Raw genomic sequence first — 24,384 nt, 5'->3', positions numbered from 1 at the left:
CCTAGGGGGTCCGCCTGCTCACTTCAAACACAAAAGCGACGGAAAAAGGGAAGTCTCCGCGAGCCGGGGCCGACCTGTCACTCCTTCAGCTTGATCCGCGCGGGCACTTCCTTGATCGGGATGCCGGCCTTGGTCAGTGCGTCCCAGACGGTGAGCAGCCGTTCGAGCGGGAGCTTCTTGTCGGCCTCCAGCTCCAGCTTCCGGCCGGGGTTCTGCTTCTGGTAGGCGGCCAGGTAGGACTCCAGCAGGCCCTCCGGCACCGCCAGCCCGTCGAGCTGGATGTTGCCCAGCGCATCCACGCCGATGACGGAGCGCGTTTCCGTCACACTGTCGGACGCGATCTCGCGCACGGTCGGCAGGTCGATGTGCAGGACATCCCGCGGCTTTTTGAAGACGGTGCTGACGGCGAAATAGATCAGCAGGATCAACAGGATGTCGATCATCGGGATGACCTGGATGTTATGCCGGACCTTCTGCGGGCGGTAGAAATTCATGGTCGTCCGGTGGGGATCAGGCTTGTGGCTTGGCGACGGTGTGGGCCAGATCGGACATCAGGCCCTCCAGCCGCGCGGTGAGTTTCTCGATGCGGCGGAAGAAATAGCTGTGGGCGATGACGGCTGGCACGGCGATGGCGATGCCGAAGATGGTGGTGCTGAGCGCCTCCGCGATGCCGCGTGAGATGAGCTGGTGGTCGCTGGAATCCCCCAGCCCCTCGAAGATGACCACCAGCCCCGAAGCGGTGCCGACCAGACCCAGCAGCGGAGCGATGGTGATGACCACATCCAGCACGCCGATGCCGGAGTGGAGGTGCACGCTTTCCTCCCGTGCGGCGGCTTCCACGGCGGCGGTGACCTGTTCGCGCGGCTTGCCCGCGTGTTTCACCGCGACGGAGCCGAGCCGCGCGAGCGAGCTTTTCCCTTCCTGGAACTCGCGGACGACGTTGGAGGTCGTATCATTCGCCACATGGCTGCCGAAGTTGGCGACGTCCCGTGACAGCTTCGCCGGAACGACCCGCTCTCCGGAGAGGGTCAGGAACTTGAAGACCACCGCCATCAGCCCGACGATGGAGGTGATCACCAGCGGGATCATGAAGATGCCGCCTTTCTGGAAGAAGTCCCAGACGGATTTGAATCCGGAGAAAGCGGTGGCGGCGAGAGGGAGGTCGGGGTCGATCATGGTCAGAAGTAGAAATTGAAGATGAGTTCCAGCGACTCGTCCTTGTAGTCGCCGCGGATCTCCTTGGGCATGGCGGGGATTTCCGCGTCGCGGATGGAGTTCAGGGTGAAACCTTTCTGGATCTCCCCGGTCTGCATATCACCCACGAACTGGACGCTCTTCACCTTTCCCGTGGCTTCGACGAAGAAGCGGACGGTGAGGAATCCCGGCGTGATGAAATCCCGGTGGCGCACGCAGTTGCGCTGCCACTCCAGTTCCACGGCGCGGCTGATGACGGCCTGGTAGCGGCCCAGCGGGCTGTCCGCCACATCCACCGCGCTGCGGCCGGTGCGGGAGATGGAGCCACGGATGGCAGTCTTCCGCTGGTAGCCCCGGAAACCGGGCTCACCGGGTTTCGGTTCGGCCTTCGCGGTGGCAGGGGGCTTTTGTTCGGGCGTGACCTTGGCGGCGTTCTCCTTTGCCGGGGTAGTCGGCGGTGGCGGCGGCAGGATTTTCTCCGGTGCGGGCTTGGGCACCTCCACATCCACGGGATTCGGCCCCTGGAGGAGGTCCGTCATCTCCGGAACGGCGGGTGCCGGCGCGTCCGCGATTTCCTTGCCCTCGGATGGGGCGGGGGGCGGGGCGGCGGCCTCATTGGGTGGGGCAGGGGTTTCAGGCGTGTCCGGGGCCGGTGGTATCGCCGGAGCGGGCGGGGTCGGGGCCATCGCCGGATCCGTGGCGGGACTGCCCGGTTCCTCCAGCCTGCCGTCCCGGTAGCGGCTCTCCGTGGTTTCGATGTCAGCCGCGTCACGCGGGGCGATGCCACGCTGGGAGGGCATCGCCGGTGCGTTCGGATCCGGAGTGGTGTCGCTGGTCGCCTCCGTGTCCCGCTCACCGATGAACATGGGCTTGTCCGGGCGCTTTCCGCGCTGGTCTTCCGACGTCCGGGTGAAATCCGGCGGGGCGGCCGGGCGCAGGGGGGGCGCGGCTGCCTTTTCCTCAGCGGAGGCGGGCGCGGTCTTTTCCTCCTCCTTCACCGCTTGCAGCATGTCCGGGGAAATGAGGACGGTGGACTCCTCTTTTGGAACCGTCGCCGCCCGCAGGCGGTCCGGGGTGCGGCGGAACTTCTCCGCCTCCAGCGTGGCGAACCCGGCGATGCCGAAAATCACGATGTTCCCGAACAGGGAGATCCCCAGGGCGATCGCCCACAGACGTCCGTCATCCCGCTTCGGAAGGGGGTATGGAGCGCTCGCGTCCAACGCGGGGAAACTGCCCGTGTTTCGCCCCGGGCGCAATCCGCGAATTAGGCCCCACAAGGGAAAACCGCCATCACGGCAAGGGGTTCTCCGGATAAAGCCTGCGGAAGCGTCCTGTGGGGATGACTTTTCTGATAGGTTACCTCCGGTTGGGGTGATTTGGTTTCAGAATGTCGATTTTTGTAACGGTGTTGGAGGCTCTAAGGGTGGGTTTGGCTGAAAATTCCGTATTTTCGAATTGCTTATCACCGGAAATCGTCACAAGTTGCCCGCCCAACCCCAATTTTTATGAGCAAAGAGAAACTCGACGGCGCACAGGCGCTCATCAAGACGCTCGATGACCTGGGCATCGAATACATCTTCGGCTACTCCGGTGGAGCGGCCATCCCGATCTTCGACGCACTGGAAACGGTCAAGACGAAGATGAAGTTCATCCTCGTCCGCCACGAGCAGGGTGCCGTCCACATGGCGGATGGCTATGCGCGTGCCACCGGAAAGCCGGCCGCCGTGCTGGTGACCTCCGGCCCCGGAGCGGGAAATACCGTGACCGGCCTGATGACCGCAATGATGGACTCCGTGCCGATGATCGTGCTCTCCGGCCAGACGGTGACCTGGATGCTCGGCAAGGACGCCTTCCAGGAAGCGGATATCTTCGGCATCACCATTCCGGTGGTGAAGCACAACTACCTGGTGAAGGACACCAACTCCCTGCCACGCATCGCCCGGGAGGCCTACCACATTTCCACCACCGGCCGTCCCGGCCCGGTGCTCATCGACATCCCGAAGGACATTTCCTCCGGTGCGTTCACCGGCGAGATGAATCCTCCGTTCCAGCTTCCGGGCTACGACACCTCTTCCTCGTTCAACATCGACAAGGACAAGGTCAAGGAAGCCGCGGACCTCATTTCCAAGGCGAAGCGTCCGGTCATCCTGGCCGGTCAGGGCACCATGATCGCCCGTGCGGACAAGGAACTGCGCCACCTCGCGGAAACGCTCGGGGCGCCGGTGACCAGCACCCTGCTGGGCAAGGGCGTGTTCCCGGAAACCCACCCGCTGTCTCTCGGCATGCTCGGGATGCACGGCACCGCCTACGCGAACAAGGCGATGATCGAGTGCGACCTGCTCATCAACATCGGCTCCCGCTTCGACGACCGCATCATCGGCCAGCCTTCGAAGTTCTGCCAGAGCGCGAAGATCATCCACATCGACATCGACCCTGCCGAAGCGGGCAAGATGATCCAGCCGGACGTCATGATCGTCGGTGACGCGAAGGCCGCTCTCTCCGAGATCAACGAGAAGATCGGACCGCTTGAAACCTCCGACTGGCTCGCCAAGCTGGACGGCTACAAGAAGAAGTTCCCGCTCAACTACAAGAAGCAGGGCGGTCTCCGCATGCAGCAGGTCATCGACGAGCTGTATGAACTCACCGAAGGCAAGGCCATCGTCTCCACGGACGTGGGCCAGCACCAGATGTGGGCCGCGCAGTTCTACAAGAACCACGAGTCCTTCCACTGGCTCTCCTCCGGTGGCGCCGGCACCATGGGCTTCGGCTTCCCCGCCGCCATCGGCGCGCAGCTCGCCCATCCGGAAAAGACCGTGATCTCCATCTCCGGTGACGGCGGCTTCCAGATGACCCTGTTCGAGCTTTCCACCGCCGCCATCCACAAGCTGCCCATCAAGATCGTGGTGCTCAACAACCACTACCTCGGCATGGTGCGCCAGTGGCAGGAGCTGTTCTATGAAGACCGCACCTCCGGTGTGGACCTCATCGGCAACCCTGACTTCTGCAAGCTCGCAGCCGCCTACGGCATCCCGTCCGTCTACATCAAGCGTCCGGCGGATGTCACCAAGCAGCTCGAAAAGGCCCTGGCCTACAACGACGGCCCGATCCTCATCCACGCCGAGTGTGTGAAGACGGACAACGTGTTCCCGATGATCCCCGCCGGCGCCGCGCTGGAGGACATGATCACCGAGGCTCCGAAGACCAAGATGGAGAAACCCGTCGGTTCCACGTGAACGAAGTTTGTCAGTTTTCAGTGTTCAGTTTTCAGGGAAGCCTGCGACGGACACTGAAGCTGGCAAGGCTTCGCCTGAAAACTGAACACTAGTAACTGAAAACTTTTCTCCGATGTCCCAAACCATCATCACCACCGACACTCCCGTGAAACCCGCCGCCGCGCGCGGCGCCACGCACACGCTCTCCATCCTCGTGAACAACGAGCCGGGCGTCCTCATGCGCATCTGCCAGGTGTTCTCCCGCCGCGCCTTCAACATCGACTCGCTCGTCGTTTCCGAAGGCCGCAACCCGAACTTCTCGCGGATGACCATCGGCATCTCCGGCGACCCGAAGGGGCTCAACCAGATCATCATGCAGGTCAACAAGCTGATCGACGTGATCCACTGCTTCGAGCACACCTCCGCGGACTCCGTCACCAAGGAGATGATCCTCATCAAGATCAAGTGCTCCCCTGCCGAGCGCTCCCAGGCGCTCCAGATCACCGAGCACTTCGGCGGCAAGACCGTCGATCTCACCCCCACCTCGATGATCGTCATGATCAACGGTGACAGCCCGAAGCTGGACGCCGCCGTGGGCATGTTCTCCCAGTTCCAGATCATCGAGACCGTGCGCACCGGCAAGGTGGTCATGGCCCGCGGCGAACAGCCCACCTGATCCGGCGGAGGAAATTCCCTGTCTCTCCCAAAGCGGTCTTTCCGGAAGGAAAGGCCGCTTTTCAGTAAGGAGGGAGGACACTCCTGTCCTCCGGCGGCATTGGCGAACAAAGGAGGAGAAGTTTTCAGTGTTCAGTTTTCAGGGAAGAGAAGGAGCTGGCTGCGTTTCCTGCGAATGGAACGAATCTTGGATAGGCCCGCAGATAGGCTTTACGCCTTTTCGCAGCCTTTGCGGCTTCGCGGTAAATCCATGATGATTTGCCAATGCCGCCGGAGGACAGGAGTGAGGTGCAACCCTAAATTGGACCACTGGTGTCCTTCATTTCTGTCTCTGGAATCGGGCTTCGAATTGGTTGGGACTGAGGTATCCGATCGACGAATGGAGCCGCCTCGGATTGTAGAAGGCATCGATGTAGCTGAAGATCTTCTGCCGCGCCTCATCCAGATTCCTGAAGATTTCCTCCTCCGCCATTTCCGCTTTGAGGGTACCCATGAAGGATTCGGTCCTGGCGTTGTCGTAGGGATTGGCCAGCCGCGACATGCTCTGTCGCAGGCCTGATCCGGCAAGCATCGCCCTGAACGCGGTGCTCGAATACTGGCTGCCCCGGTCGCTGTGGAAAATGGTGGAAACGATCTTCCTGCGGCTCTGGAGCGCCTGCCGCAGGGCATCGGTGACCAACGCGCGGTCGATGGAGCGTGACAGGCTCCAGCCGATGATCCGGCGTGACCACAGGTCGATGACCACGGCGAGGTAGAGCCAACCCTCACGGCTCGGGATGAAGGTGATGTCCCCGGCCCAGACCTGGTCGGGAGCCTGGGGTGGCGGCAGTTTGGCAAGCAGGTTGGCACAGGGATGGGAGGCCTTGCCATCGCTGGTCTTCGGGGTGAAGCGCCGGCGCTGGATGGCGTGGAGACCTTGCCGGCGCATCATCCTGCGCGCCCGCTGCCAGCCGCAGGAGACGCCACGATTGGCCAATTCGCAGGCGATCCGGCGGTAGCCGTAGCAGCGGCGGTTGGCGTGGAAGATGGTGCTGATGAGGGCGGCGAGTTCCTGATCCGGCCAGGGTTGCGCGGGAGGACGGGGCTTGTGGTGATAGGTGCTGCGCGGCAAACCCAGCACCGAGCAGATCCTGCGCAGGCTGGCCCCGCTGCTTTCCCGCAGCTCCTTGATCAGCGTTCTGGATCGGGTGGAACAGAGGAGCCCAGGATCGCGGAGGCTTTTTTTAAAATGTCGTTCTCCTGGGTGAGGCGGGCCAGTTCGCGGCGGACCGCCTGCAACTCGGAAACCAAGGCGGCTTCCTTTTGCGGGGAGGTGGGGCGCGGGGCGGGCTTCCGTGCCTTGTCGCGCCAGCGGTAGAGGGCGCTGCGCGCCACGCCGAGCTGGCGGGACACCTCGGTGACCGATCCACAGGCGTCGATCAAGGCAACGGCACGGATCATGAACTCATCACTATACTGGGCACTCATGGGGATGGTTGGTTCTGACTGTCCTCTATTCTCCGGGGACAAATGGTCCAACCATTTAACTCACCTCAGGAGTGTCCTCCCTCCTTACTCAGAACCTTTCTTCCGAAAGATCCCGGTAGTCCGCGAGGATCGGCGCGAGCGAGAGATGAAGCTCCGTATCCGGCAGATCGCCGGGAGACAGAGCTTCCAGGGTCGGCACGCCGTCCCGGATGACCATTACCGCCAGCGCCGGCTGCTCCGCGACCGTAACCGGGGGAGGTTCCGTTTCCCGCGTCGTGGTGGGCGTGGGTTCCCTGCGGGAAAGCATCAGCAGCACCGGCAGCATCACGGCGGCGACGGAGAGGGCCGCCCTGCGGGTCCTGCGTCGGCGGCGTTCGCGGCGGACGGCGTCGAGGGTGCGGTTCCACACTTCCTTGGCTCTGGGATCGGTGGTTTTCATGTGGGGCGGCGGTGGTCCGGCAGGTTGAGGTGGCCCCGGAGGCGCAGTCGCAGTCGGGAGAGCTGGCGTTCGATGGCTTTCACGGTGGTCCCGGCATCTTCGGCGAGTTCCGCCTGCGACCAACCTTCCAGATAGTGGCGGGAAACGAGGGTGCGCTCCACGTCCTCCAGCCGGGCCAGCGCCTCATCCAGCCGTTCTCCGCGGGCGTCGATCTGCCCGGCGGATCGCGTCGTCTGCCAGTGCTGGAACTTCTCCCCCAGCCAGTTGCGGCGCTTGCCGCTGCGGGCCGCGTCGATGACCTCGCAGCGGGTCAGGCAGCACAGCCATGCCTCGAAGTCATCCGTTTCGCGGAACGTCCGGGCATGACGCAGGACACGCAGATAAACGCGCTGCACGATCTCCGGCGCATCCCCGGCGGATGCTCCGCGGGACACCGCCCGGCTGAGGATCCATCCATAGTAGCGTTCGTGGAAATGCGCCCATGCCGCTTCGTCGCAGCGCGCCAGTCCGTGGCTGAGGGCGGGGGTTTCCATGGCGGTCGATTCAGGCAAACATAGCGCGTTCCGGTGAGGATGCGAGCGCGCGCATTCACTGGGGATCCGGTGAGGGGGTATCCTCGGCTGGTTCCGGCAGGGCATCCAGTTGGCCGAGCAGGCCGGCCGTTATGTCCGTGGCGTCCTTCGAGTAGAGCAATATGGGCACCTGCGAAGTGCTGAGGCCGGAGCTGTCCAGCACATGGTCGTAGCCGTCCTTTTTCGCCTGCTCCACCACCAGCTTGCGGATCTCCGCGAGGATCTCCTTCATCCTCTGCACCATCCGCTCGTTGATGGCCTGGGTGCGGCGGCGCTGGAACTCCACCCGCTCCCGCTCCATGGCCAGGCCCTCCTGCTGGCGCATCTGCCATTGCTTGAACAGCGCCTGCTTCTTCGCCTCGTTCACCGTGGGGTCCTCCAGTTGCTTCCGCAGCGCGTTCAGTTCCGTCTCCACCTCCCGCACGCGGGCGCCCCGCTCGTTGTTGTCTTTCTGGACGCGGGCTCGCTCCCCGCTGAGTTCCTTCTCCGCCTCATGGGTCAGCGGGTGCCGCTTGAAGAGCACCTGCATGTCCACCGTGGCGATCTTCGGCGAAGTGGTCTGCGCGGTGCAGGGCGGCAACCCGCAGGCGGCGGAAAGGAAGAGGATGGAAAGGATGGGGAAGCGTCTCATTCACCCCATCAACGCGCGGCGGAGGAGGAATCCCCCGGGAAAATAGGCCCGCATCGGGTGACCATCCGAGGGGTAGCGGAAGTCGTGGGACTTCCGGCTGGGGGGAAGTCGGTGAAAAACAGGAGCCGATTCTTTCGGATGGCATCGACCCAGCCGAATTTCTCACGAAATTCGCCACGCCAACTCACTCCTTTTTCTCGACCGGAGGCCGGGAAATCACGCCACCCTGCTCCGGTTCGGAAGCCGTGGTGGTCGGATTGGTGGCCTTGAGGTCGCGGTCTTCCGGCAGGCCCAGCATGTTCGGCAGACGCAGACCTTCGTCCTTGCCCGTCTGCCCGGCGGGCAGGAGGGGATCACCGACGGCTTCGGAGACTTCCTCCTTCTTTCTCTCCGGCTTTCCGGTCGTCGCACCCGGAGTGCCCGCCGCGGCGGTCTCACCGGCGGCGCCCGGTGCCAGGGGATCCTGATTCGCCGCCTCTCCATCCTTCGCGCAGGAGGCGAGGCAGAGCGCCACGATCCCGTGGGCGATGAGCAAGGGTTTCATCGCGCAGGGGTCAGCGGGACTCCATCGGCGGCACCTTCATCAGCTCCTTCGGGCCGGTGTAGAGGGTGAGCGGACGGTAGAGGCGGTTGTCGCGGAGCTGCTCCAGCACCTGCGCGGTCCAACCGGATGCGCGGGCGATCGCGAAGATCGGCGTGAAAAGGTCGGTCGGGATGCCGAGGGAGTAATAAACCGTGGCGGAGTAGAAATCGACGTTCGCTTCCAGGCCTTTGCGCTCGCGCATGATCTGGGCGATGCGCTCGGACATTTTGATCCATTTCGGCTCGCCGAGTTCTTCGGTGAGTTGGATGGCCAGACGGCGGAGGTGAGGGGCGCGTGGGTCCAGCACCTTGTAGATCCGGTGGCCGATGCCCATGATTTTCTCTTTCCGGGCCAGCTTGCCCTCGACGTATTCATCGACCTGATCCGGCTCGCCGATCTCCTGGAGCATGTGGATCACGCCCTCGTTCGCGCCGCCGTGGAGCGGCCCTTTCAGGGTGCCGATGGCGGAGGTGACGGCGGAATACATGTCCGAAAGGGTGGCCACGGTCACGCGGGCGGAGAACGTGGAGGCGTTCATGCCGTGGTCCGCGTGCAGGATCAGGGCGACGTCCAGGATCTTCACGGACACCTCACCGGCTTCCTCACCGTTGATGAGGTAGAGGAGATGCTGCGCCTCGGAGAGATCGTCGCGCACGGGTGGCAGTTCCAGTCCCTGGCGGAAGCGGTGGTAGGCGGCGACGATGACGGGGATCTTCGCCACGATGGAGAGGGCGATTTCGGAGTCCGCCTCGATGTCCGGCGCACCGATTTTCACGCGCTTGTCATAAAGGCCGAGCATGGAGATGCCCGTGCGGAGCACGTCCATCGGGGCGGCGGTTTTCGGCGCATGCTTGAGGAACTCGATCACGCCGTCCGGCAGGCGGCGGTCGGAGCGGATGCGGGCTTCGAAGTCGGTGAGTTCGGCGCGGTTCGGCAGGCGGCCTTTGTGGAGCAGGTAGATGACCTCCTCGTAGGTACAGTTGTTCACCAGCTCATCGATATGGTAGCCGAGGTAGCTCAGCTCACCGATGTCGCCGATCACGTTGCTGAGGGCGGATTCGTTGGCAATGACCCCTTCCAGGCCGCGTGCGTAATCAGTCATGAGAGAAAATTTTCAGGATTTCAACAAGGCGTTCGGGAACAAAGCGGGTCTGGCCGCTGACGGCAAGGGAGAAACTCCGCGATTTCCCCCGCCGAAAGCAGGTTGGCACGGGTGGCCCCCGTGGCGTAAGCTTCCTTCATGCCAGAAACCTCCGTTCTCATCGTCGAAACCTCCACTCCGGCGGCTTCGCTGGCGTTTGTTGATGCCGGGGGAGAACTGGCGCAGAAGGAGTTCACCAGCGACCGCAGCCACAACGCGCTGCTGTTCGGTCCATTGGGGGAACTCATCGGAAAGGAAGCACCGGGGAGCATCCGGCTGGTGCTGGCGGGCAGTGGTCCCGGCAGCTACAGTGGCACCCGGGTGGGCATTTCCGCCGCGCAGGGCGTGGCGCTCGCCCACGGAGCGCCGGTGGTGGCGTTTCCTTCCATCCTCGCGCTGCCGCAGGCGGAGAATGGCGCGCCCTACCTTGTCGTCGGGGATGCGCGCCGGGGCAGCTTCTGGACCGCGCAGGTGGAGAACTTCACGCTTCAGACGGAGCCTTCGCTGACAGACGCGCATGGCCTCCAGTCAGCCGTGTCCGCCGCGGTTTCCGCAGGCCATCCCATCGTCTCCTTCGAGGATCCCGCGCGCTTCCCGCTCCCGCCGGAGGTTCTGGAGCGCGTGCGGCTCGGGTTTCCCACCGCCGCCCTGCTTTGGAAGGCCTGGAACAACACGGATGAGGGAACCCGCGCCCGCTGGATGGCAGAACCCCCGCAGCCGATGTACCTCAAGCCCCCGCACATCACGCCTGCGAAACGGTCGTGGCTGAAGGTGTAAGGAGGGAGGACATAGCGGCTCTGCCGCAATGTCCTCCCTCCTTACGCCTCCACACGGTCATCATCGAGCGGGTCCACTGGAACTTGCGGGCCGTTTCGCGGATGAGGAAAGGTTCCTCGCCGCGCCGCAGCAGGTCGAAGGTTCCGCCAAGGCGGTCCGCCAACCAATCGAACGTCTCCCCCTCCGGCCAGTTGCCGATGGGGGTGAAATCCTCCAGCCAGGTGCAGGGCGTGGCCAACACCAGCTCGCCGCCGGTCTCCACCAGCGAGGGTAGCCGTGCCAGCAACCGCTCCGGCTCCGGCAGGCGGCACAGCAGGTTCGCCGCATGCACCCGGTCGAAGATCCCCAGGGATTCCGGCAGGGACATCGCGTCCCCCTGTTGGAAGGTGAGGTTCTCCGCCGCAAAGGGGGCGCGGGCGGTGAGGGTGGTTTTCAACCGTCCTTCCTCCAGCCGTTGGTAAGACAGTTCCCGTCCGTCGCGCAGCGTCTCCGCGGCGGCGATGAAGGCATGGGAAAAGTCGATGCCGGTGACCTCCGCGCAGTCGCGGGACATTTCAAAGGCGGAGCGGCCGACGGCGCAGCCCAGATCCAGTCCATGGCGGGCATTTCCCGGCGTGAACCACTTCACCGTGCGCTCCGCGAAACCCAGGGAGGCCCGCATTTCCGCAGGCCAGTTCCCGCCTTCCGGCAGGATGTCCGCCTCCGCACCGTAGTGGAACAGCAGGTATTCATCCACCAGCTTCGTGGTTTCATAGACCGCGCTCATTCCCCACCTCCCGGCAGTTGGTCCGGCTCCATCCGGGAAAGTTTCTTCTTCTCCCGCGCCTCGCGGAAAAACCCCTGGATCAGGCCCAGGCACTCCTCGCCCAGGATGCCCGCCGTCACGTCGCAGCGGTGGTTCAGCGGCGGGTTCGACTCCAGCAGGTTGATCCATCCGCCAGCAGCCCCGCCCTTCGGGTCCGGGCAGCCGAAGACGACCCGCTCCGGCCGGCAGTGGACGATGGCCCCGGCGCACATCGGGCAGGGTTCCTTTGTCACGTAGAGTGTGCAGCCTTCCAGCCGCCAGTCGCCCAGCACGTTCTGCGCGGCGGTCAGCGCCAGCATCTCCGCGTGGGCCGTGGCGTCCTTCAGCGTTTCCACCTGGTTCCATGCGCGGGAAATGACGCGGCCCTCCTTCACGATCACCGCGCCAATGGGCACTTCGGTCGCGTTGTAGGCGCGCCGCGCTTCCCGGAGCGCCTGCCCCATGAAGTAGGCGTCGCTGTGCAAATCGATGATCGGTTCCTCCACGCCCGCTTTCCTGCGTCATCTTTCCCCTCACTTCAACGCCCAAGTCTGCCATTTCCAGCTTCCTTCTCCCGGCGCTGTCCCCAGACTGACGGCTGATCATGGACACATTGACCCATGCTTTGGCACCGGTGATCATCGTCAAACTCTGCACCAAGCGTGCGGAGGATGCGGGATGGCGTGTCCTGCTCCCCATCGCCGGGGCGGGAGCTTTGCCGGATCTCCTGAATCCTCACCTTTCGTTGGAGGCGCGGGTCGCCAGTTGGTCGCACGGGCTGCCCTGCTGGGCGTTGGTAACGATGATCTTTATGCTCGGTTCCATGCTCATGGCGCGGCGCTTCCGGCTGAGGACGGCGCTGGCCTGTTCCGCGGCGTATCTTTTCCATCTCTTCTGTGATGCCATTTCGGGAGGGATCAACTGGTTTTCGCCATTCGGAACCTTCCAGTGGGGTGAGTATTGGGTGAGCCCATTGCTGTGGATCCCGCTGGATGTCATCTGCGTGCTGGTGTGCTACTACCTTTTCCGCCTCGCTCCAGTGTGGAGGAAGCGGAGGGCGCAGGGTGGTTGATTTTACGATTCATTGATAACCTCGGTTGCGTGCAACTGTATCCCCTTCTGCGAATTACCCGTGAACCCATGAAATCCCTCGCGCTGCTCTTTCTCGGTGCCCTGCCATTGGCGGCGCAGCCGTTGCTGACGTTCAACAACCGGCCTCTCGGATCGGTGGAGTCCCCGCTGGTCATCAACGCCTACCTGCCCGACCCGGGGATCGATGAGGCGGTGTTCGCCCGTCATCACAAGGGATTGGTTGCGCCTTCCTACAGCCCGAAGGAAGGCCGCGACACCAAGGGAACGGAAAAGCCCGGAGCGGGCCTGCCTGCGGCCATCGCCGTGAGCATGGGACCGCAGCTCGCCTATGTGTTCGATCCGGTGGAATGCCGGCCGATGTATGCCTGGCAGGGTGGTTTCCTGGACTTCACACCTTACTGGGGTGACGAAAAGCGCGGCTCCCGGGTTTCGAAGGATTACGTGCCGCGGCTGGTGGGGACACTGTTCTACAAGGCGGAAGGGGAGCATCCCCTGAGCATCGGCGGCAAGCCCGTCCGGGAGCCGGAATACATCGGCTACTCGCTGGAGAAAGGCGTGCCGCGCTTCGAGTTCAAGGCGGGCGGCCATGTCGTGAAAGCGGTCATCCGCCCGGCGAAGGACTCGTTTTCCTACGAGGCGGAATGGACCTGCGATCCTCCGGCGAAGCTGGTGTGGAAGGAAGGCTCCTTCACCGCGGAGGGCGAGGGGAAGATGCTCCTGGCGTTCACCGGGAAGAGCCTCGGCGACTTCCACGGGTATGAGGTGAAGGTGGACCTTTCAAAGGCGAACGTGGAGGCGGGTGCCACGCTGTTCAACGCCTACGGCTGCTCCGGCTGCCACTCCACGGATGGCTCGAAGGGCTACGGCCCAAGTCTCGCCGGCCTGGCGGACTCCACGAAGGAACTGGAAGGTTCCGCCGAGAAGGTGAAGGCGGATGCCGCCTACCTCTTCGAGTCCATCAAGAACCCGAACGCGAAGGTCGCGAAGGGCTATCCGCCGAACTACATGCCGCCGTATCAACTGAAGGATGTGGAGATCAACTCGCTCGTCCTTTTCATCCAATCCATCGCCAAGCCCGAATGAAAACGCTGCTCCTTCTCCCTCTGCTGGCCGCCGGTGCGATGGCCGACGACAACTTCGCCGAGTACTACAAGGTCGAGGACATCAAGCTCCCGCCGGGCGTGCCTCCGGAAGTCGGCGCGATCGACTTCGCGCCGGACGGCACGTTGTTCGTCGTGCTCCGCCGCGGAGATGTGCTGCGGGCGAAGCCGGAGGCGGATCCCACGGCGTTCAAGTGGGAGCTGTTCGCCACCGGCTTCCACAACGGCTGCGGCGTCCATGCCATCAGCTCTTCGAAGATCCGGGTCACGGAAATGGCGGAGATGACCCAGGCGGAGGACACCGACAAGGACGGCAAGGCGGACCGCTACACGCGCTTCTCCGCCGGGTGGGGCCTGAGCGGCAACTACCATGAGACGAACACGCTGACCGGCGATGGGAAGGACGGCTATTTCCTCTCCATCGGCACGGCGTCGCACAACGGTCCGGTGTTCAAGCATGTGCTGGGCGACTATTCCCCGGAAGGCCGCCGCGGGCGGAACTTCTCCGCGGTGAAGTGGCGCGGCTGGATCCTCCACTGTGATGCGGCCGGAAAGCTCACTCCGTGGGCCAGCGGCTTCCGCATGCACAACGGCATCTACCGGGACCCGGACGGCAACCTGTGGGCCGGTGACAACCAGGGCGACTGGAAGGCCGTCACCCCGCTGTATCACATCGAGAAAGGGCACTTCTACGGCCATCCCAGCAGCCTCGTCTGGGATGCGGAGTGGGAGGGCAAGGACCCGCTGGCCTTCTACCGGGAGAACCTGGATCAGTACAACAAGGACCGCACGAAGGCTGCGGTGGAGATCCCCCACATGGAGATCAACCGCTCCGCAGGCGAGCCGATGGAGATCCCGCGTGACGGCTCCTTCGGCCCCTTCGCCGGGCAGTTGCTGGTGCCGGACAACAACGGCACGCGGATCTCACGGGTGATGCTGGAGAAGGTGAACGGAAAGTTCCAGGGGGCGGTCACCCACTTCATCGACGAACACGGCCTGCGTTCCGGGAACCACCGCCTGCGCTTCACGGCGGACAAGAAGCAGCTCTACGTCGGTCAGACCGTCCGTGGCTGGGGTGCCCCGGCGGAGGGCCTCCAGCGCATCACCGCGCTGGGCGGAGTGCCGGAGGACATCGAAACGATGAAAATCACCCGCAACGGCTTCGTCGTCGCCTTCACCAAGGAGATCCCGGATGAACTGGCGGACGCCAAAGTCTGGAAGTTCACCTCGTTCACCGTCCAGCCGCGCTGGTTGTATGGATCCGATCCGGAGAACCTGAAGGAGCATGCCATCAAGGAAATCCGGAAAACCGGGCCGAAGACCGTTGAGGTGGAGCTGGCCGACTTTTCCGCCGGTTGCATCTACCGCCTGGATCTCCAGAACGTGAAGTACGCGGACGGCAGGAAGCGGACGGAACTGCAGAACAATCTGTTCTTCTACACGGCGAACGAGCTGCCCCGCTGAGGATGGATGGAGGCCGGGTCCAACGGCCTCCCTTCCTTCCCGCTCAGGGCTGGCCGGTTGCCGCAGGGACGGGTGCTCCCGCCATCAGCAGTCCACGGAACTGTTCGCTCCAGTCCTTCGCGCTGCTGTTGCCCAGGTTCGACTCGATGTGGTTGATCATCCGGAGGGCCGCCGCCGCCTGGTCACCGGCCTTGAAAAGGTCGATCTCCATCTGCCACTGCATGACGGGCAGGGTGTCGTTGAGGAAACGGTCCACTTCGGGGGGGCGGGCATTGTCCGCCATGCCGATGCGGCCTTCCTCGCGTTGCTCCCGCTGCCTGCCGCCGGTCGCGCCCCTGCCGGTCCAGTATTCCACCACCGCGCCTTCCTGCTGCATGCGGCGGGTCCATGCCTCCTTGAGCTTCTCGATTCCGGCGGGATTCCGCAGCGGAGGCATGACGATCTGTTCGTAGATGACCTGGATGTCCACCGGGCTCAACGCCCATTTGTCCACCTTGATGTTGGTGATTTCGTAGGCTTTCGCGAACACGGTTCCGGTCACCGGCTGCTTGAGGATCTGCTGTTGGTCCTTCAGGTTGGGAATGTCGCGGAACACCGCGTCCATGGCACCTTGGGCGATCGTGGTCAGGCGCTCGCGGTCCGCCTTCTCCGAGGCCGCCTGGCAGGTCAGGGACAGCCAGTAGAGCTGGTGCCGCAGGGCGAGCTTGAAGGACGGGGCCGAAAGCTTGTCCCCTTCCTTCCGCTTCCATTCACGGAAGTCGCTGTCCTTCTTCTTCTGGTCGATGAAGTCGACCTTTTCCACACACTTGAGATAGAGGGCCAGCGCGTCATCCTCGGAATTCATGGCGGCGGCATAGGCCTGGACCCCGGCTTGGAAACGGGCGTCCAGACGCTCGGTCGCGGACTTTTTCAGCATGTCCAGGCGTTCGATCAGCGCTTCCCGATCCGCCTCGGACAAGGGTGCCGCGTGAAGCTGGGTCAGGCCCAGTGCGAGGATGAGAGGGTTTAAGAGTAAGCGCATAACACGACTCATTACAGATTCGTCAACGGAGGCAAGCAGGAAGAATGGCCTGAATCCCGCGGGTTCTGCGTTTTTACGCGCTTGGAAAATTCCGGCATTGGGGCATCTTTCCCGCGTTCCCACCCACCCCCGCATGAACGCTGGATTCCGCCGTCTGCTGGCCCTCGGGGCCGTTTTTGCCATCGCCTTCCTCGCCGTTTCCGCCCTGCGGATCTGGCGGTCAGGAGGGGATTTCCGTGCGTTGGTCCCGTGGCTGGGAGGCAGCGGGGAGAACTTCCATCCGGAGACCTTCACCCTGCCGGAAAAGGCCCCGTTGAAGCTGGATGACGTGGAGCTCCTGGGCCGCCTGAACGACGAATACGCGCGTCTCACCCAGGCGGTGGTGCCATCCGTCGTCAGCATCGACACCGCCAGCGTCAAAACCGAGAGGCTGCTCGACATGTGGGGCCGCCTGCGGGTGAACCGCTACCCCACCCGCGGCCAGGGCTCCGGAGTCATCGTCAGCAGCGAGGGCCACATCGTCACCAACCACCACGTCATCGCCGGACAGCAGAAGATCCAGGTGACCCTGCACGGTGGCAAGACCTACCCCGCCACCCTCGTCGGGGAGGATGACCTGCTGGACATCGCCGTGATCAAGATCCAGGGGGAGGGACCCTTCACCCCCCTCAAGCTCGGAGACTCCTCCGAGGTGAAGGTCGGGCAGATGGTTTTCGCCATCGGCAATCCCTTCGGCCTCGGTGAGACCGTGACCCAGGGCATCATCTCCGCGAAGGAGCGCTCGATTTCCGACAGCCAGCCGGACTTGTTCCAGACGGATGCCGCCATCAACCCCGGCAACTCCGGCGGCCCGCTGGTGAACCTGCGGGGGGAGATCATCGGCATCAACGTGGCCATCTACTCCCAGGACCAGGACCGGGAGAGCCGGAGTTTCCTGGGGATCGGCTTCTCCATCCCCGCGAATGATGTGAAGGAGGCCCTGCTCCAGATCCTGGAGCGCGGCCGGCGCGTGCGGGGATTCCTGGGCGTGGGCCTGCGGGATCTGGATCCGGCTGCCAGTGCCGCGACCGGCTACACCGGCGGCGAGGGAGCCATGATCCTGAACGTGGTTACCGACTCCCCCGCCCAGGCCGCGGGCATCCAGGCGAACGACGTGATCCTCCGCTTCGGTTCCCAGCCGGTGCGCAACACCACCCAGTTGAAGACCCTCATCCAGCGCACCAGGATCGGGGACAAGATACCCGTCCGGCTCTGGAGGGCGGGAGCGACGGTGGATGTGGAGGTGACCATCGCGGAGGCTCCGGTGAAGCCGCCCGCGCAAAGTCCCGGGCCGGACGTCGTTCCGGAAAGTCCGGAGAAGCACCTGGAAATGATCAACGTCCACGTCCGGGATCTCACCGCTCAGGAAGCCATCCGCGGTTACCAGGGGATTGTCGTCACCCGGGTTCCGGCGGAGTCCACCGCGGCCCGTTTCGTCCAGCCGGGCGATCTGATCATCGGCGTGAACAACGTACGTGTCGCGCAGGCCCGCGAACTGCTTGAGCAGCTCTCATCACCCGCTTCCGGCCAGAATACGGTCCTCCATGTCCGCCGTGGTGGGAACACCCTCCGCATCGAGCTTCCGGAGCCCCGCTGACACCGACGATTTACCCCGTTTTCCGCCATTCCTGATAATCCCGCGGATTTTCCGCGTTCTTAGCACATCCACCCGGGTTCCGACGCTCTCCCGAAACATGCAACGCTCCAAGCTTCCCTATTTCTTCCTCGCGCTTTCCGCCGTGCTGGCGATTTCCGCCGTCGCCCTCCTGTTCATCCGCCCCGGCAGCCCCGCCGTTGTCCAGCAGCCCACGCCCGCCGTCCCTGAGGCTCCGCCAGAGCCTCCGAAAAAGCCGGAACTGCCCCCGGCGGTCCCGAATCTCGGCGCCATGCCGGAGCCTGAGAAGCCGGAGGACGTCTTCAAGAACCTGGGCGTGGGTGTGGAAGAGGTGGATCCGTCCGAACTGGTGGCACGCATCGCCAAGGCCATCGAAGCGGGGGACCTCGCCACCGCGGCCAAGCTCATCGGCAAGGACGCGCTCGATCCCAAGACACTGGAGCGTCTGAAAAACCTGGCCACCGCACAGGCCATCAAACTCCGCCAGCCGGGCGGCGTGCGGGAGGTCGGTGAGCTGGAACTGAACGCGCTCGCCCGCTGGGCGCTCGAACTTGATGGTCCGGAAGCGGGCCGCGACCGCATCTTCCTGGACCTGCGACGCAACAAGGGCGTGTGGTCCGTTGAGAAAATCACCCTGCCCCCGGCGGCCAACGAGCCGATCCCGAAGGCGATCCTCGCGGATTCCCTCGGCACGGCGGATGCCTTCCTGCAGGCGGTGCTCAAGCAGGACTTCGAGTTCGCCCGCGCCTTCGTCGATCCTGCCACCGTTTCCGACGCGAAGATCGCCGGTCTCTGCATCCTTTTCGAAGAGGGCGGCTACCGTCTCCGCGCGTCCAAGCCGTTGCGGGCCATGTTCCAGCGCAAGGACACCGTGGGTTATCTGGCGAATGTGGAAACCACCGACGCCGCCCAGTCCGCCCAGTTCGCCATCTCCCTGCGCCAGCCGCCCGCTCCGTCCAACTGGCTGGTCTCCGAGATCAACCTCGACCAGCTCCTCGCGGACTACGCCCGCCGCGTCGCCGGGGGGGACGTCTATTATTCCCCGCTGGTGAAGAACCCGCAGGGAGGGGACACGCTCGCCCTCTACTTCGAGTTCGACGAGGATGAGATCAACCCGCGCACCCGCCGCCAGCTCGAGATCGTCACCATGATCCTCAAGTCGGATCCGGGGAAAAAGATCACCCTTTCCGGCCACACGGATTCTCTGGGGACGGACGGCTACAACCGCAGCCTTTCCTCCCGCCGGGCGGACGTGGTGCGTGACTACCTGGTCAGCGCCGGCGTTTCCGAGGCACAGATCATCACGCTGGGCAAAGGGGCGAGCCAGCCACGCCGCCCGAACGTCACCGAAAGCGGGGAGGATGACCCGGAAGGCCGCCGCGCCAACCGCCGGACGGAGATCTACCTCGATTTCTGATCCGGATGCCGGAACGCCTGCCGGTGTTCCTCCGAATCCACCCGAAACCCATCCGGACATGCTGAAGCATCTCGCGCTCGTTTTCCTTTCCGCGGTCCTCGCCCACTCGGAGCCCGTCCCCATCATCTTCGACACGGACATGGGCAACGACGTGGACGACGCCATGGCACTGGCCATGATCCACAGCCTGGGGAAACGCGGAGCCTGCAAGCTGCTGGCGGTCACCGTCACGAAGGACCATCCGAAGGCCGCCTCCTACATCGACGCGCTCAACACCTTCTACGGCCAGCCGGACATCCCCATCGGCGTTGTCCGCGACGGCCCGACGAAGGACGAGGGAAAGTACCTGAAAGCCACCGATGATGCGGCGAAGTACCCGCGCGACCTGAAAAGCGGTGCGGACGCGCCGGACGCCCTGGAGCTGCTGAGAAAGACCCTCGCCGCCCAGCCGGACCAGTCCGTCACCCTCATCCAGGTCGGCTTTTTCACCAACTTCGCCCGCCTTCTCGATACGCCCGGGGACGGGCATTCGCCGCTCAATGGCCGCGACCTCATCGCGAAGAAAGTGAAGCTGCTCAGCATCATGGCCGGTGCCTTCCAGACCATCGGCGGGCACGACAACCACTACATCGAGTACAACGTCAAATACGACATCCCCGCCGCGCGGAAGCTCGCCGTGGAATGGCCGTCGCCCATCGTCTGGAGCGGATTTGAGATCGGAATCGCAGCAGCCTACCCGCACCAGAGCATCGAGCGCGACTTCAACTACGTGCCGCACCACCCGGTGAAGGAGTCCTACATCCTCTACAATCCGCCGCCGCACGACCGGCCGACCTGGGACCTCACTTCCGTCCTGGCGGCGGTCTTTCCGGACCGTGGTTACTTCACCTTTTCGGTCCCCGGTACCGTGACCGTGGGGGAGGATGGGTTCACCCGTTTCTCGAAGAAGGAAAAGGGCCGCGACCGGTTCCTGATCATGGATCAGGCACAAGCCGCCAGCGTCCGGGAGGCCTGCGTCCACCTGACCGCGGAGCCTCCGGCCCGCTGAGGCCCTGTAGAGGGGTGTATTTTTCCCGCGTTCAGGGTTGGACGCGGGGCACCGGATGTCGGAAGGTTTCCCGCGTGATTCCGAGAACTTTCAAAGACCGCGTCATCGCTCCTTCGCTGCTCGCCGCCGACTTTTCCCGGGTGCGGGAGGAAACCACCCGCGCCATCCACTCCGGGGCGGACTGGATGCACCTGGACGTGATGGACGGCCATTTCGTGGACAACATTTCCTTCGGTCCGGCCATGGTGCAGGCCGTGCATGAGACCAACGACATCTTCCTGGACGTGCACCTCATGATTTCCCGTCCGGATCACTACCTTCCGCGTTTCATCGCAGCCGGGTCCGACCTCATCACCGTCCACGTGGAGGCGGACCACGATGTGGCGGAAACGCTCCGGCGCATCCGTGAGGGCGGCTGCCAGGCGGGCCTCGCGCTGAACCCCGCCACCCCCATCGAGAAGGCTCTGCCGTTCCTCGACCAGATCGACCTGCTGCTGTGCATGACCGTGGTCCCCGGCTTCGGCGGGCAGGCTTTCATGTCGGAGATGCTGCCGAAGATCGAGGCGGCGGCGAAGCTCCGCGAGGAGCGCGGACTGTCCTACCACATCGAGGTGGACGGCGGGATCGACGCGAAAACCGCCGCTCCCTGCGCCGCCGCGGGGGCGAATGTTTTCGTCGCAGGATCCTCCACCTTCAAGGCTCCGGACATGGCAAAGGCAATTTCCGCGATCCGTGGCGTTTAACAGGTGCCAACCGGAACGAAAAACCCCACCTCCATGAAACCCTCCGTCATCCTTCCCATCGTGACCGCCCTCGCCGGATTCGGCGTGGGTTGGCTGGTGAAACCCGCTCCACCGGCCGCCATCGCGGACCCATCCACCACGCGGATCCCTGACCGGAAAGGACGGGATTCCGCCCCGGCGATCATCGAGCCGTCCCGTGAAACCGCGGAGCGCCCGCCGGCGGAGGCCGGACCACAGGCGCGGCGGGAACCGCCGGAACAGACCATCGAGAACATCGCCTCCCGGGATGACGCGAAGCTCGCCCGCCTCACCGAGGCGCTCAATCTCAACGACGACCAGAAAGCCCAGGTGTTGAACGCCATCGAGGCCGCGCGCGCCACGCTGGAGCCGGAGGGTGGCATCGACGCCGGCCAGTTGCTGGACACCGCCGTGAAAGCCGGAGCGGATCTTGAGAAGGCGATCCTCGCCACTCTCACGCCAGAGCAGGCAACCGCCTTCACCGCGCTGCGCAAGCGCCTGCAGGACAACAGCGTGGAGACCGCTTCACAGGAGCAGGCTTCGAAGTTCGCCGCTCTCACCGACCTCTCTCCGGAGCAACGGGACATGATCCTGGAGCGCATCCGCGGGGATGTCCGGAAGGAGCATGATGAGCGTCCGCAAGGGCTGGATCTGGTGCTGGACACCTCGCCGCTCCCCACCGGCTCCGCCTATCTGGCGGCTTCTTCGGTCGCCTCCCTTCCTTACATGAGCGGCGGCGATGACGCCAACGGGAAGATCGAAGCTTTCCGCGACCTGCAGCGCCGGAATCTGGATGCCCAGATGGAGAAGTACAAGGACATCCTCACTCCTGCCCAACTGTCCCGCCTCCAGCTCGATATCGAAGAGAAGAAGCGGATCCTCGACCTCATCAGCGAGCGCACGGGCAACTGAAAGGGAGGGTGGACATTGCGGCTTTGCCGCTATGTCCGTTTCGCTTCCATTCTTGTCCACCATCTGCAATGGCGAATCATCAAAGATTCGCGGTCAGCTTCTTTCTTCCTGAGACCTGAACACTGAAAACTTCTCCTTCTTTTATCGCCATTGCAGGCGGTGGACAGGAGTGTCCACCCTCCTTACTCTTTTACCAATGCCTCGATCATTCCGGCGATTTCTTCCGGTGACGTGATGTCACCGGGCGCGCCGATGACCACCGGTTGCTCGGATTCCGGGACATTGTCACGGCCGTGGGAGCCTTTCACCAAGGACGCATCCAGCGGGATGACCTCCATCAGCCCGCGCAGGCCGAGTTTCTTTTTCAGCAGGAACTTCGCGATCCTCAGCTTGGGGAAAGCGATGGCGGGGTCGATGAACAGCTCGCACGGATCGTAGCCGGGCTTGCGGTGGATATCGATGCTCCGGGCATAGTCCGGTGCGAGGTTGTCGTCCTCCCAATAGTAATAGGTGAACCACGCGTCCGGTTCCGCGATGGCCATGAAATCGCCAGCCCTTTCCGTGCCCGCACCTTCGCCCCAGGCCTGCGGCGTTTCGCGGATCTCTTCGATGCCCGGCGTGGCTTCCAGCAAGGCGCGGACCTCGCCGCGGATCGCGGGATCGTTCACATAAACATGGGCCATCTGGTGGTCCGCGACGGCGAAGGCCTTGCAGCCGCCGCAGTCCAGCGTTTCCCGTCCCAGCTCGTCCTTCACCTGGATCCAGCCCTTTTTCCGGAACAGGCGGTTCAGGTGGATCACCCGCGTGACGGGGGAGATGCCATACTCGGAAAGCACCACCACCCGGACATTACGGGATTCATAGTAACGGATGAGGTCCGTCACGACACCGTCGATCTTCCGGCACTCGTCGGGGATGTTGGCGGCATCCGGCCCGTCCTTCTGCAGCGGGTAGTCCAGGTGCGGCAGATAGACCAGGCTGAGCGTGGGTGAGTGTTTTTCCTCCACCCATTTCGCGGATGCGGCGATCCATTCCGACGAGGCGATGCCCGCCGCCGGTCCCCAGAACGCCGGGAACGGGAACGGGCCGAGATCCGCCTTCAGGTCCTCCCGCATGCCCATTGGCTGCGTGTGGACGTCGAAGAACTTGCGGCCATCCGCCGGATACAGCGGGCGTGGGGTGATGGAGAAATCCACGTTGGCGTACATGTTGTACCACCAGAACAGCTTCGCGCAGGTGAAGCCGGGCACCTCGCGCCGGAGCCGGTCCCAGACCTTCTCCCCGCGGACGATGTGGTTGCTCTGCTTCCAGAACTTCACCTCCGCCGCCTCCCGGTCATACCAACCGTTCGCCACCGCGCCGTGCGCTGCCGGCGGGGTGCCGGTCACCATCGACGACTGCGCCGTGCAGGTGACGGCGGGAAAGGCGGGCTTGAAGCTCTGCAGGCCGTGCTTTTCCGCGAATGCCGTCAGTCCGGGCATGTCCGCTCCCAGGAGCGAGCGGGAAAGCCCGACGACATTGATGACGGCGACGCGCATGGGAACCCTTTACGCTCCGATCTGCCGCGCGGCTTGCAGCGTGTTTTTCATCAGCATGGCGATGGTCATGGGACCGACGCCGCCGGGAACCGGGGTGATGGCGGAGCAATGCGGGGCCACCTCGTCATAGGCGACGTCACCGGTCAGGCGGTAGCCGGACTTCTTCGACGCATCCTCCACGCGGTTGATGCCGACGTCGATGACGACGGCGCCGGGCTTCACCCAGTCCGCCTTCACCATCTCCGGGCGGCCCACGGCGGCGACGATGATGTCGGCGCGGCGGCAGATCCCGGGCAGGTCCTTCGACCGGGAGTGGGCGATGGTCACGGTGGCGTTGGAATTCTTCGCGACCAGCAGCAGCGCCATCGGCTTGCCGACGATCATGCTGCGACCGATGACCACGGCTTCCGCGCCGGAAGTCGGGATGCCGGAAACCTCCAGGATCTTCATGCAGCCCGCGGGCGTGCAGGGGACGAAGCCGGTGGGATCCTCCAGCGCCAGCTTCGCGACGTTCTCAGGGTGGAAGCCATCGACGTCCTTGCGCGGGTCGAGCGCGCGGACGATGGCCTCCTCGTCGATGTGCTTCGGCGGCGGCGACTGGACGAGGATGCCGTGGATGGCGGGGTCGTTGTTGAGGTCTTCCACCACCTTGAGCAGTTCCTCCTGGGTGGTTTCCTCCGGCAGCTCGACTTTCTTCGAGAACAGCCCCAGCTCGCCGCAGGTGCGGACCTTCGAGCCGACATACACCTTCGACGCCGGATCACTGCCGACAAGCACGACGGCGAGGCCCGGGGTGATGCCCTTTGCTTTCAGTTCGGCCGCTTCGGCGCGGCATTCTTCGAGGACGGCGGCGGCGATGGCTTTTCCATCGAGGATGCGTGGCTGGGACATGGTTGGGGAAA

26 protein-coding genes are annotated in these 24,384 nt (G+C 64.1%); 11 read left to right on the top strand and 15 right to left on the bottom strand.

Annotated elements, in window-relative coordinates:
• Window positions 1–77: 77 nt before the first annotated feature.
• Genes OVA24_RS01235 through OVA24_RS01225 form a run of 3 tightly spaced genes read right to left on the bottom strand, consistent with a single transcriptional unit; the run spans window position 78 to window position 2,414 of the window.
• Window positions 78–494, bottom strand: a complete 417-nt coding sequence (locus OVA24_RS01235; protein WP_267672691.1) for an ExbD/TolR family protein — start codon at window positions 492–494, stop codon at window positions 78–80.
• A gap of 16 nt (window positions 495–510) precedes the next feature.
• Entirely contained in the window at window positions 511–1,176 is a 666-nt protein-coding gene (locus OVA24_RS01230) for a MotA/TolQ/ExbB proton channel family protein (RefSeq protein ID WP_267672689.1), read from the bottom strand.
• Window positions 1,177–1,178: 2 nt separating this feature from the next.
• Window positions 1,179–2,414 (bottom strand): hypothetical protein, encoded by a 1,236-nt coding sequence (locus OVA24_RS01225; RefSeq protein ID WP_267672687.1) that lies wholly within the window; start codon window positions 2,412–2,414, stop codon window positions 1,179–1,181.
• Window positions 2,415–2,699: 285 nt separating this feature from the next.
• On the opposite strand from OVA24_RS01225, the gene ilvB reads away from it, so the two are divergent.
• Window positions 2,700–4,427 (top strand): biosynthetic-type acetolactate synthase large subunit, encoded by a 1,728-nt coding sequence (gene ilvB, locus OVA24_RS01220; protein WP_267672685.1) that lies wholly within the window; start codon window positions 2,700–2,702, stop codon window positions 4,425–4,427.
• Between the two features lie 112 nt (window positions 4,428–4,539).
• Window positions 4,540–5,082 carry an acetolactate synthase small subunit gene (ilvN, locus tag OVA24_RS01215; RefSeq protein ID WP_267672683.1) on the top strand — a complete coding sequence of 181 codons (543 nt, stop codon included), beginning with the start codon at window positions 4,540–4,542 and terminating at the stop codon, window positions 5,080–5,082.
• 318 nt (window positions 5,083–5,400) lie between these two features.
• Here ilvN and OVA24_RS01210 read toward each other — a convergent pair whose 3' ends face one another.
• The 7 genes from OVA24_RS01210 to OVA24_RS01180 form a co-directional block, all read right to left on the bottom strand.
• The gene (locus OVA24_RS01210; RefSeq protein WP_267675266.1) at window positions 5,401–6,243 is read right to left on the bottom strand and encodes an IS3 family transposase; all 843 of its coding nucleotides are present in this window, start codon (window positions 6,241–6,243) and stop codon (window positions 5,401–5,403) included.
• Window positions 6,244–6,251: 8 nt separating this feature from the next.
• Window positions 6,252–6,548 (bottom strand): transposase, encoded by a 297-nt coding sequence (locus OVA24_RS01205; protein WP_267670354.1) that lies wholly within the window; start codon window positions 6,546–6,548, stop codon window positions 6,252–6,254.
• 88 nt (window positions 6,549–6,636) lie between these two features.
• Window positions 6,637–6,987, bottom strand: a complete 351-nt coding sequence (locus OVA24_RS01200) for a hypothetical protein (protein ID WP_267672681.1) — start codon at window positions 6,985–6,987, stop codon at window positions 6,637–6,639.
• Window positions 6,984–7,520, bottom strand: a complete 537-nt coding sequence (locus OVA24_RS01195) for an RNA polymerase sigma factor (protein WP_267672678.1) — start codon at window positions 7,518–7,520, stop codon at window positions 6,984–6,986. Before OVA24_RS01195 ends, OVA24_RS01200 begins: the two co-directional genes overlap by 4 nt.
• Before the next feature lie 55 nt (window positions 7,521–7,575).
• Window positions 7,576–8,190 (bottom strand): OmpH/Skp family outer membrane protein, encoded by a 615-nt coding sequence (locus tag OVA24_RS01190; RefSeq protein ID WP_267672676.1) that lies wholly within the window; start codon window positions 8,188–8,190, stop codon window positions 7,576–7,578.
• A 184-nt stretch (window positions 8,191–8,374) separates the two neighbouring features.
• Window positions 8,375–8,734 (bottom strand): hypothetical protein, encoded by a 360-nt coding sequence (locus OVA24_RS01185; protein ID WP_267672674.1) that lies wholly within the window; start codon window positions 8,732–8,734, stop codon window positions 8,375–8,377.
• A 10-nt stretch (window positions 8,735–8,744) separates the two neighbouring features.
• A complete protein-coding gene (locus tag OVA24_RS01180; RefSeq protein WP_267672673.1) occupies window positions 8,745–9,875 on the bottom strand; it encodes a citrate/2-methylcitrate synthase in 1,131 nt (376 codons plus the stop codon).
• Window positions 9,876–10,013: 138 nt separating this feature from the next.
• Between OVA24_RS01180 and tsaB the strand changes: the two genes are divergently transcribed.
• A complete protein-coding gene (gene tsaB / locus OVA24_RS01175) occupies window positions 10,014–10,691 on the top strand; it encodes a tRNA (adenosine(37)-N6)-threonylcarbamoyltransferase complex dimerization subunit type 1 TsaB (RefSeq protein ID WP_267672671.1) in 678 nt (225 codons plus the stop codon).
• On the opposite strand, the gene OVA24_RS01170 is transcribed toward tsaB, so the two are convergent.
• Both OVA24_RS01170 and tadA read right to left on the bottom strand, forming a co-directional pair.
• Window positions 10,657–11,457 (bottom strand): methyltransferase domain-containing protein, encoded by an 801-nt coding sequence (locus OVA24_RS01170; protein WP_267672670.1) that lies wholly within the window; start codon window positions 11,455–11,457, stop codon window positions 10,657–10,659. The two genes, tsaB and OVA24_RS01170, sit on opposite strands and share 35 nt — an antisense overlap.
• Window positions 11,454–11,981 carry a tRNA adenosine(34) deaminase TadA gene (tadA, locus tag OVA24_RS01165; protein WP_267672669.1) on the bottom strand — a complete coding sequence of 176 codons (528 nt, stop codon included), beginning with the start codon at window positions 11,979–11,981 and terminating at the stop codon, window positions 11,454–11,456. The genes OVA24_RS01170 and tadA overlap by 4 nt, the downstream gene beginning before the upstream one ends.
• A 98-nt stretch (window positions 11,982–12,079) precedes the next feature.
• Between tadA and OVA24_RS01160 the strand changes: the two genes are divergently transcribed.
• From OVA24_RS01160 to OVA24_RS01150, 3 genes are all read left to right on the top strand, one after another.
• The gene (locus tag OVA24_RS01160; RefSeq protein WP_267672667.1) at window positions 12,080–12,547 is read left to right on the top strand and encodes a metal-dependent hydrolase; all 468 of its coding nucleotides are present in this window, start codon (window positions 12,080–12,082) and stop codon (window positions 12,545–12,547) included.
• Between the two features lie 68 nt (window positions 12,548–12,615).
• A complete protein-coding gene (locus OVA24_RS01155) occupies window positions 12,616–13,650 on the top strand; it encodes a c-type cytochrome (protein ID WP_267672665.1) in 1,035 nt (344 codons plus the stop codon).
• Complete coding sequence (locus OVA24_RS01150) at window positions 13,647–15,131, top strand: DUF7133 domain-containing protein (RefSeq protein WP_267672663.1); 1,485 nt, start codon at window positions 13,647–13,649, stop codon at window positions 15,129–15,131. Before OVA24_RS01155 ends, OVA24_RS01150 begins: the two co-directional genes overlap by 4 nt.
• 43 nt (window positions 15,132–15,174) lie before the next feature.
• On the opposite strand, the gene OVA24_RS01145 is transcribed toward OVA24_RS01150, so the two are convergent.
• Window positions 15,175–16,152 carry a hypothetical protein gene (locus OVA24_RS01145; RefSeq protein WP_267672661.1) on the bottom strand — a complete coding sequence of 326 codons (978 nt, stop codon included), beginning with the start codon at window positions 16,150–16,152 and terminating at the stop codon, window positions 15,175–15,177.
• A gap of 133 nt (window positions 16,153–16,285) precedes the next feature.
• On the opposite strand from OVA24_RS01145, the gene OVA24_RS01140 reads away from it, so the two are divergent.
• The 5 genes from OVA24_RS01140 to OVA24_RS01120 all read left to right on the top strand — a co-directional run bounded on the left by OVA24_RS01140 (window position 16,286) and on the right by OVA24_RS01120 (window position 21,944).
• Window positions 16,286–17,788: a trypsin-like peptidase domain-containing protein gene (locus OVA24_RS01140; RefSeq protein WP_267672660.1), complete on the top strand. Its 1,503-nt coding sequence runs from the start codon at window positions 16,286–16,288 to the stop codon at window positions 17,786–17,788.
• Between the two features lie 97 nt (window positions 17,789–17,885).
• Window positions 17,886–19,223 carry an OmpA family protein gene (locus tag OVA24_RS01135; protein WP_267672658.1) on the top strand — a complete coding sequence of 446 codons (1,338 nt, stop codon included), beginning with the start codon at window positions 17,886–17,888 and terminating at the stop codon, window positions 19,221–19,223.
• Window positions 19,224–19,281: 58 nt separating this feature from the next.
• Window positions 19,282–20,271 carry a nucleoside hydrolase gene (locus tag OVA24_RS01130; RefSeq protein WP_267672656.1) on the top strand — a complete coding sequence of 330 codons (990 nt, stop codon included), beginning with the start codon at window positions 19,282–19,284 and terminating at the stop codon, window positions 20,269–20,271.
• 74 nt (window positions 20,272–20,345) lie between these two features.
• The gene (rpe, locus tag OVA24_RS01125) at window positions 20,346–21,014 is read left to right on the top strand and encodes a ribulose-phosphate 3-epimerase (protein WP_267672654.1); all 669 of its coding nucleotides are present in this window, start codon (window positions 20,346–20,348) and stop codon (window positions 21,012–21,014) included.
• Window positions 21,015–21,047: 33 nt separating this feature from the next.
• Entirely contained in the window at window positions 21,048–21,944 is an 897-nt protein-coding gene (locus tag OVA24_RS01120) for a hypothetical protein (RefSeq protein WP_267672652.1), read from the top strand.
• 182 nt (window positions 21,945–22,126) lie between these two features.
• Here the strand turns inward: OVA24_RS01120 and OVA24_RS01115 are convergent, their stop codons facing one another.
• Both OVA24_RS01115 and folD read right to left on the bottom strand, forming a co-directional pair.
• Window positions 22,127–23,482 (bottom strand): alkaline phosphatase family protein, encoded by a 1,356-nt coding sequence (locus OVA24_RS01115; protein WP_267672650.1) that lies wholly within the window; start codon window positions 23,480–23,482, stop codon window positions 22,127–22,129.
• Window positions 23,483–23,491: 9 nt separating this feature from the next.
• The gene (gene folD, locus OVA24_RS01110) at window positions 23,492–24,373 is read right to left on the bottom strand and encodes a bifunctional methylenetetrahydrofolate dehydrogenase/methenyltetrahydrofolate cyclohydrolase FolD (RefSeq protein WP_267672649.1); all 882 of its coding nucleotides are present in this window, start codon (window positions 24,371–24,373) and stop codon (window positions 23,492–23,494) included.
• Window positions 24,374–24,384 lie beyond the last annotated feature (11 nt).

Origin of the sequence: Luteolibacter sp. SL250, from assembly GCF_026625605.1 — a bacterium.
Classification (GTDB): Bacteria; Verrucomicrobiota; Verrucomicrobiia; order Verrucomicrobiales; family Akkermansiaceae; genus Luteolibacter.
Note: the sequence above shows the minus strand (reverse complement) of the source record. Positions and strands in the feature narration are given on the sequence as shown.

Coding starts and splice junctions, on each gene's coding strand:
- OVA24_RS01235 (WP_267672691.1), bottom strand. CDS start 494: ATGAATTTCTACCGCCCGCAGAAGGTCCGGCATAACATCCAGGTCATC.
- OVA24_RS01230 (WP_267672689.1), bottom strand. CDS start 1,176: ATGATCGACCCCGACCTCCCTCTCGCCGCCACCGCTTTCTCCGGATTC.
- ilvB (WP_267672685.1), top strand. CDS start 2,700: ATGAGCAAAGAGAAACTCGACGGCGCACAGGCGCTCATCAAGACGCTC.
- ilvN (WP_267672683.1), top strand. CDS start 4,540: ATGTCCCAAACCATCATCACCACCGACACTCCCGTGAAACCCGCCGCC.
- OVA24_RS01205 (WP_267670354.1), bottom strand. CDS start 6,548: ATGAGTGCCCAGTATAGTGATGAGTTCATGATCCGTGCCGTTGCCTTG.
- OVA24_RS01200 (WP_267672681.1), bottom strand. CDS start 6,987: ATGAAAACCACCGATCCCAGAGCCAAGGAAGTGTGGAACCGCACCCTC.
- OVA24_RS01195 (WP_267672678.1), bottom strand. CDS start 7,520: ATGGAAACCCCCGCCCTCAGCCACGGACTGGCGCGCTGCGACGAAGCG.
- OVA24_RS01190 (WP_267672676.1), bottom strand. CDS start 8,190: ATGAGACGCTTCCCCATCCTTTCCATCCTCTTCCTTTCCGCCGCCTGC.
- OVA24_RS01185 (WP_267672674.1), bottom strand. CDS start 8,734: ATGAAACCCTTGCTCATCGCCCACGGGATCGTGGCGCTCTGCCTCGCC.
- OVA24_RS01180 (WP_267672673.1), bottom strand. CDS start 9,875: ATGACTGATTACGCACGCGGCCTGGAAGGGGTCATTGCCAACGAATCC.
- tsaB (WP_267672671.1), top strand. CDS start 10,014: ATGCCAGAAACCTCCGTTCTCATCGTCGAAACCTCCACTCCGGCGGCT.
- OVA24_RS01170 (WP_267672670.1), bottom strand. CDS start 11,457: ATGAGCGCGGTCTATGAAACCACGAAGCTGGTGGATGAATACCTGCTG.
- OVA24_RS01160 (WP_267672667.1), top strand. CDS start 12,080: ATGGACACATTGACCCATGCTTTGGCACCGGTGATCATCGTCAAACTC.
- OVA24_RS01155 (WP_267672665.1), top strand. CDS start 12,616: ATGAAATCCCTCGCGCTGCTCTTTCTCGGTGCCCTGCCATTGGCGGCG.
- OVA24_RS01150 (WP_267672663.1), top strand. CDS start 13,647: ATGAAAACGCTGCTCCTTCTCCCTCTGCTGGCCGCCGGTGCGATGGCC.
- OVA24_RS01145 (WP_267672661.1), bottom strand. CDS start 16,152: ATGCGCTTACTCTTAAACCCTCTCATCCTCGCACTGGGCCTGACCCAG.
- OVA24_RS01140 (WP_267672660.1), top strand. CDS start 16,286: ATGAACGCTGGATTCCGCCGTCTGCTGGCCCTCGGGGCCGTTTTTGCC.
- OVA24_RS01135 (WP_267672658.1), top strand. CDS start 17,886: ATGCAACGCTCCAAGCTTCCCTATTTCTTCCTCGCGCTTTCCGCCGTG.
- OVA24_RS01130 (WP_267672656.1), top strand. CDS start 19,282: ATGCTGAAGCATCTCGCGCTCGTTTTCCTTTCCGCGGTCCTCGCCCAC.
- OVA24_RS01120 (WP_267672652.1), top strand. CDS start 21,048: ATGAAACCCTCCGTCATCCTTCCCATCGTGACCGCCCTCGCCGGATTC.
- OVA24_RS01115 (WP_267672650.1), bottom strand. CDS start 23,482: ATGCGCGTCGCCGTCATCAATGTCGTCGGGCTTTCCCGCTCGCTCCTG.
- folD (WP_267672649.1), bottom strand. CDS start 24,373: ATGTCCCAGCCACGCATCCTCGATGGAAAAGCCATCGCCGCCGCCGTC.